We start from the raw sequence: 6,147 nt of genomic DNA, 5'->3' as shown, positions 1-6,147 counted from the left end.
TTGCCCCGGGGGGCGTGCGCCCCCCACCCCGGGGGGGGGGCGGGGGGGGGGCGGGCGGGGGGGCCCCCCCGCCCCCCCCCCGGGGGCGGAGGGAACTCCGGCCGGGGCGCGGCGCACGGCGTTGGCGCGCCGGGTTCCCGGGATCCGGGCAGTCTCTTTCGGATCGTGCCGGGACGCGCCGGGGGGAACTCCCTAGCCGAGGATCGACAGCGCCTGGTTGAACGCGGCGGACGGGCGCATGGCCGCGGACGCCTTGGCGGCGTCCGGCCGGTAGTAGCCGCCGATGTCGACCGGGGAGCCCTGGACCGCGATCAGCTCGGCCACGATGGTCTCCTCCTGCTCGGCGAGCGTCTTGGCGAGCGGCGCGAACGCCTCCGCGAGCTGCGCGTCGCCGGTCTGCTTCGCCAGCTCCTGCGCCCAGTACAGCGCGAGGTAGAAGTGGCTGCCGCGGTTGTCGATGCCACCGAGGCGGCGGCTGGGCGACTTGTCCTCGTTGAGGAAGGTCGCCGTCGCGCGGTCGAGGGTGTCCGCGAGGACCTGGGCGCGGGCGTTGCCGGTGGTCTGCGCGAGGTGCTCGAAGCTGACCGCGAGGGCGAGGAACTCGCCCAGGCTGTCCCAGCGCAGGTAGTTCTCCTTGACGAGCTGCTGGACGTGCTTGGGCGCGGAGCCGCCGGCACCGGTCTCGAAGAGTCCGCCACCGTTCATCAGCGGCACGACGGAGAGCATCTTGGCGCTGGTGCCCAGCTCCAGGATCGGGAACAGGTCCGTGAGGTAGTCACGGAGCACATTGCCGGTGACGGAGATGGTGTCCTCGCCGCGGCGAATCCGCTCCAGGGAGAAGGTGATCGCGTCGACCGGGTTCCTGATCTCGATCTGGAGGCCCTCGGTGTCGTGCTCGGGCAGGTTGGCCCGGACCTTGCCGATGAGGCTCGCGTCGTGCGCGCGGGTCTCGTCCAGCCAGAAGACCGCCGGGACACCGGTCGCGCGGGCGCGGGTGACCGCGAGCTTGACCCAGTCCTTGATCGGGGCGTCCTTGGTCTGGCACATGCGCCAGATGTCGCCGGCGCTCACGGCGTGCTCCAGCACGGCCTCGCCCGCGCCGTCGAGGACCCGCACGGTGCCCGTGGCGGGGATCTCGAAGGTCTTGTCGTGGCTGCCGTACTCCTCGGCCTTCTGGGCCATCAGACCGACGTTGGGCACCGAGCCCATCGTGGCGGGGTCGTACGCGCCGTTCGCCCGGCAGTCGTCGATGACGGCCTGGTAGATCCCGGCGTAGCTGCTGTCGGGGATGACGGCGAGGGTGTCGGCCTCCTGGCCGTCCGGGCCCCACATGTGGCCGGAGGTGCGGATCATGGCCGGCATGGAGGCGTCGACGATGACATCGCTGGGGACGTGGAGGTTGGTGATGCCCTTGTCCGAGTCGACCATCGCGAGCGCGGGGCCGTCGGCCAGCTCGGCCTCGAAGGACGCCTTGATCGCGGCGCCGTCGGCGAGCGAGTCGAGGCCCTTGAGGATGCCGCCGAGCCCGTCGTTGGGGCTCAGTCCGGCCGCGGCGAGCGCCTCGCCGTGCTCGGCGAAGGTCTTCGGGAAGAAGACGCGCACCACATGGCCGAAGATGATCGGGTCGGAGACCTTCATCATGGTGGCCTTGAGGTGGACGGAGAAGAGCACGCCCTCGGCCTTGGCGCGGGCGACCTGCGCGGCCAGGAACTCGCGCAGCACCGCGACCCGCATGACGGAGGCGTCGACGACCTCGCCCGCGAGGACCGGTACCGACTCGCGCAGCACGGTGGTGCTGCCGTCGTCCCCGGCCAGCTCGATCCGGAGGGTGCCGGCCTCGGCGACGACCGCGGACTTCTCGGTGGAGCGGAAGTCGTCGGCGGTCATGTGCGCGACGTTCGTCCTGGACTCGGGGGTCCAGGCGCCCATGCGGTGCGGGTGGTTCCGGGCGTAGTTCTTGACCGAGGCGGGGGCGCGGCGGTCGGAGTTGCCCTCGCGCAGCACCGGGTTGACGGCGCTGCCCTTGACCTTGTCGTAGCGGGCGCGGACGTCGCGGTCCTCGTCGGTCTTCGGGTCGTCCGGGTAGTCCGGGAGCGCGTAGCCCTGCTCCTGGAGCTCGGCGATGGCCGCCTTGAGCTGCGGGATGGACGCCGAGATGTTCGGCAGCTTGATGATGTTGGCGCCGGGGGTCTTGGCCAGCTCGCCCAGCTCGGCGAGCGCGTCGTCGATGCGCCGGCTCTCCTCGAGACGCTCGGGGAAGCTCGCGATGATCCGCCCCGAGAGGGAGATGTCACGGCTCTCGACCCTGATCCCGGCGGTCGAGGCGTAGGCCTCGACCACGGGCAGGAACGAGTGCGTGGCCAGGGCTGGGGCCTCGTCGGTGTGCGTATAGATGATGGTCGAGTCAGTCACCGGGTGCTCCGCTCCACGTCTGCAACATTGCTCGACATCAAGATATCCCGTGTGCGGGTCCCTCTCGAAAGGGCCCTCCCTCCCGGGCGGTGGAGCCGGGCCGTGCGACGGGTCCGGCGGCGCGGCGGGAGCCCCCGGGCAGGACGAGGGGCCGGGGGCTCAGGACTCGACGACGACGTCCACGGGGGTCCGGTCGGCCAGAAAGCGGACGGCGGGCCAGTGGCCCTCCGGGAAGGCGTCCTCGCCGAGGTCCTCGTAGTGCAGCTCGAAGCCGCCCGAGCGGAGGAGGACCAGGCTGGTGGGGACGGTCCCGGCGAGGAAGCGGGCCCGCTCCCCGGCGGACTCCGTGCCGTCGGCGCCCCACTCCCACAGAAAGGCGGTCCCCGCGCGCCGGACGCCGTCGAAGGAGTCCAGCAGCGAGCGGAGGTGGGGCATCAGGGCGGCGGCCTTCTCCGGTCCCGCGCTGTCGAAGCCCACCGACAGCTCCTGGCCGGCCGCGGTGACCGTGGCCTCCCCGCCGCCGTCGAGACCGGGCGCGCGGCGGCCGCCGACCGGCAGGAGGTGGGTGGCGAGGAACGCCTCCTCGCGGTGGCTCTCGTACGCGGGGTCGTGCTCCGGGCCGATCAGCCTGACATGCCGGGCGAACTGGTCCGGGGTGCCGCGCACGGTACGGCCGCCGGGGCCGGTCAGGACGTACTCCCCGCCCTCCTCGGCGAGGGCGCGCACCGGGAAGGAGCGGGGCAGCGGCACGGTGCGGACCATCCCCCCGCCGTTCGGACCGGCGAGGGCGAGGGTGGCGCGCTGGGTTTCGCCGGCGGTGTTCTCCACCAGGAGGACGCTCGACAGCGCGGGGACGGCACACAGCAGACCGGTGGGTCCGGCGAGGGCGCGGAGCCGGCCGTCGTCCCCGTTCAGCGCGGCGGTGAAGAGTTCGAGAGCGTGCATGGGCGCGGCCTTCCCCGGTCGGATCGGCGCCGGCGGTCGGAAGTCGCCGGCGCGCGCTGTCACATTCTCCCGCCGGGAAACGTCAGAGAAGTGGAAGCGATCATCGAACGGCTCTAACAGGAGAACGCTGTGACAGCACGCATGAAGAACCCGGCACTGGTCTTCCCCACCGTCTACCCGGCGATCCTGGAGGCGATCAGGGCGGCGAAGGAGGAGGGCGGGGTCGAGCCGCTCACCCTGCACCTGGTCCACCAGCGGGCCAGCCAGATCAACGGATGCAGCTACTGCCTGGTCGGGGCGTATCCGCTGGCGAAGAAGGACGGCGAGACCGATGAGCGGCTGAACGCGGTGGCCGCCTGGCGCGACACCCCCTTCTTCACCGAAGCGGAGCGGGCCGCGCTGCGGCTGGCGGAGTCCATGACCCGGCTGAGCGACCAGTCGGACGCGGTGCCGGACGATGTCTGGGACGAGGTGGCCGACCACTACGACGAGAAGCAGATCGCGTCGCTCGTCCTGATGATCAGCCTGACCAACTTCTTCAACCGGATCAATGTGACGACCCGGCAGCCGGCGGGCGGGAGCTGGTAGGTCTTTCGTGTGGATCGGGCTGGATCAGTGAGCGGGGTCGGGTCCACACGGAAGGCCCCGGGTCCGGGGGTCATCGGCGGGGCCGGAGGGCGGCGCAGAGGGCCGCGAGCAGCTGGACGCCCGCGGCGGTGAGCAGCGCGCCGGCCGGCGACCGCTGTGCCAGCGGCCCCGCGATGGCCGCGCCGGCGGCGAAGCCGGTGAGCTTGAGGCTCGCGCCGGTGGTGAAGATCTGGGCGCGCAGGTGATCGGGCGCCTCCCGGTGCCGGATCGCGAACACCGCGGTGAGCTGCGGTCCCTCGCCCAGACCCGCGAGGACGACCGCCGCGAGCAGCGGGAGCGGGGCGCCCGTCGCGGCGAGTGCCATCGCGGCGGCGAGCAGCAGGGGGCAGAGCGCGACGGCGGTGTCCGGGGGCAGCAGGGCGGGCCGGCGGGCGAGCAGCGCGTTGGCGGCCAGGGCCACCGCGGCCACCCCGGAGAGCAGCAGCACTCCGGGCCCGGCGCCGCCGAGCACCCGCTCCCCGAGCAGCGGGGTGCAGGCGACGAAGATGCCCTCGGCGGCGCAGGACACGGTGGAGGCCGCCGTGGCACGGGCGAGGGGGCGGCTCCGCACGATGGCCCGGAACCCGGCCGCCACCTCGCGCGGGAGCCCCGGCGGGCGGGGGTCCCGCGCCGGGTGGCCCGGGACCGGTGCGGCCCCGCGCGGGAGGCGGAGGGCGGAGGGGAGCGCCAGACAGATCAGGGCGACGGCCGCCGCCACCCCCGCACGCGCTCCCGCGAGCTGGGCGAGGACTCCGGCGAGGGCCGGGCCCGCCAGGCTCGCGGCGTTGAAGGTGAGGGCGTCGAGGGCGTTGGCGCGGGGGAGGGCGGCCGGGGGGACCACGTCCGGGAGCCGGGCGGTCCAGCCGCCGGCCGGGGCGGGGGCGAGGAGGCCCGCGGCGACGGCGACGAGGACGGCCGCTTCCAGCGGGGCGCGGCCGAGGCAGAGCAGGACGGCGCCCAGCGCCAGCGCGTACCCGGCGAGGGCCGAGGCGAGCAGCCGGCCCGGGGCCGGGGATCTGTCGAGCAGTACGCCGATGAGCGGGCCGCCCACCGCGGCGGCGGCCGTCATCCCGGCGAGCAGCGCCGAGGCCGGTGCGGCCGATCCCGTGAGGGCGGCTCCCGCCAGGAGAAGGGCCGGGCCCGCCATCTCGTCGCCGGTGCGGGCGGCGGTGGCTCCCGCTGTGTAGCTCCACAGGCCGTAACGCTTTCCCATCTCCAGGACGTTACTCAGGTAACTCAAATATGCGCCAGATGCGTTACATTCGCCTCATGGCAGCTCCTTCGGATCCTCCGGCCCCGGACAGCGCGTGGTCCGCCCGGCACTCGGTCTCCGCCGTGGCCCGGCGCACCGCGGCCCTGATCAATGTGCTGACCGCCGAGACCGGTCCGCCGTCCCCCGCCGCGCTGGCGCGGGTGCTGCGCGAGCACGGGGAGGCGGGGGCTCCCGAGCCGGCCGAACGGGATGTCGCGGAGATGCGGGAGGCCGCCGTGCGGCTCCGCGAGGTCTTCGCGGCCGACGGGGTGGATGAGGCCGCCGCCCGCCTCAACGACCTGCTGCCCCGGAGCGCCGGGCGCCTCCGCCTGACCTCGCACCGGGGCGCGTCCCCCTGGCACCCCCATCTGGACGGCGACGACGACGCGCCCTGGGGGGAGTGGATGCTCGCTTCCTCGTGTCTGGCGCTGATGGTGCTGGTGTGGGATCGGCAGCGGGGGCCCGGTGGGGTGTGTGCGGCGGCGGCCTGCGGGAATGTGTTTCTGGTTCAGGGGGGTGGGCCGGGGCGCCGCTACTGCTCGCGCCGCTGCGCGACCCGCGAACGCGTCGCGGCCCACCGCCGCGCCCACCGCTCCCCCTGACCCGGCCCGCCTCTCCCCCGGATTGCCCCGCACCACCCGCCCCCTCCGCAGCGTGAGCGGCACCCTCTCACCCCTCTCCGCCACCTGAGCCGCACCACCTGCCCCTCCGCCACCTGAGCCGCACCACCCGACCCGTGGCTGAGCCGCACCACCCGGCCCCTCCGGCGTTTCAGCCGCACACCCCCGGCCCCTCCAGCGGGCTGAGGCACGAAATCCAGCCCCTCCGGCGTTTGAGGAGCGGGGGTTCGGGGGCCGGCCCCCGACCCGGGCCCGCACAGATCGGAAGAGCGTCGGGGAGGGGAAGAGTGT

Annotated in this window: 5 protein-coding genes; 2 read left to right on the top strand and 3 right to left on the bottom strand. The window is 74.0% G+C overall.

Annotation, left to right across the window (positions count from 1 at the left end):
• Positions 1–192 precede the first annotated feature (192 nt).
• Entirely contained in the window at positions 193–2,412 is a 2,220-nt protein-coding gene (locus tag ABT122_RS32980; protein WP_351559778.1) for an NADP-dependent isocitrate dehydrogenase, read from the bottom strand.
• Positions 2,413–2,571: 159 nt separating this feature from the next.
• Entirely contained in the window at positions 2,572–3,357 is a 786-nt protein-coding gene (locus ABT122_RS32975; protein ID WP_351559776.1) for a hypothetical protein, read from the bottom strand.
• 129 nt (positions 3,358–3,486) lie between these two features.
• On the opposite strand from ABT122_RS32975, the gene ABT122_RS32970 reads away from it, so the two are divergent.
• Positions 3,487–3,945, top strand: coding sequence for a carboxymuconolactone decarboxylase family protein (locus ABT122_RS32970; protein WP_351559774.1), 459 nt, complete (start codon positions 3,487–3,489; stop codon positions 3,943–3,945).
• A 70-nt stretch (positions 3,946–4,015) separates the two neighbouring features.
• Here the strand turns inward: ABT122_RS32970 and ABT122_RS32965 are convergent, their stop codons facing one another.
• Positions 4,016–5,197, bottom strand: coding sequence for an MFS transporter (locus tag ABT122_RS32965; protein WP_351559772.1), 1,182 nt, complete (start codon positions 5,195–5,197; stop codon positions 4,016–4,018).
• Between the two features lie 56 nt (positions 5,198–5,253).
• Here ABT122_RS32965 and ABT122_RS32960 point away from each other — a divergent pair, with 56 nt between their 5' ends.
• A complete protein-coding gene (locus ABT122_RS32960) occupies positions 5,254–5,838 on the top strand; it encodes a CGNR zinc finger domain-containing protein (protein WP_351559770.1) in 585 nt (194 codons plus the stop codon).
• The last annotated feature ends 309 nt before the right edge of the window (positions 5,839–6,147 follow it).

The organism is Streptomyces sp. NPDC001985 (genome assembly GCF_040296845.1).
In the GTDB taxonomy this organism is placed as follows: Bacteria; Actinomycetota; Actinomycetes; order Streptomycetales; family Streptomycetaceae; genus Streptomyces.
The sequence above is the reverse complement of the archived record's forward strand: the minus strand, read 5'-3'. Positions and strand labels throughout refer to the sequence as shown.

Coding starts and splice junctions, on each gene's coding strand:
- ABT122_RS32965 (WP_351559772.1), bottom strand. CDS start 5,197: ATGGGAAAGCGTTACGGCCTGTGGAGCTACACAGCGGGAGCCACCGCC.
- ABT122_RS32975 (WP_351559776.1), bottom strand. CDS start 3,357: ATGCACGCTCTCGAACTCTTCACCGCCGCGCTGAACGGGGACGACGGC.
- ABT122_RS32960 (WP_351559770.1), top strand. CDS start 5,254: ATGGCAGCTCCTTCGGATCCTCCGGCCCCGGACAGCGCGTGGTCCGCC.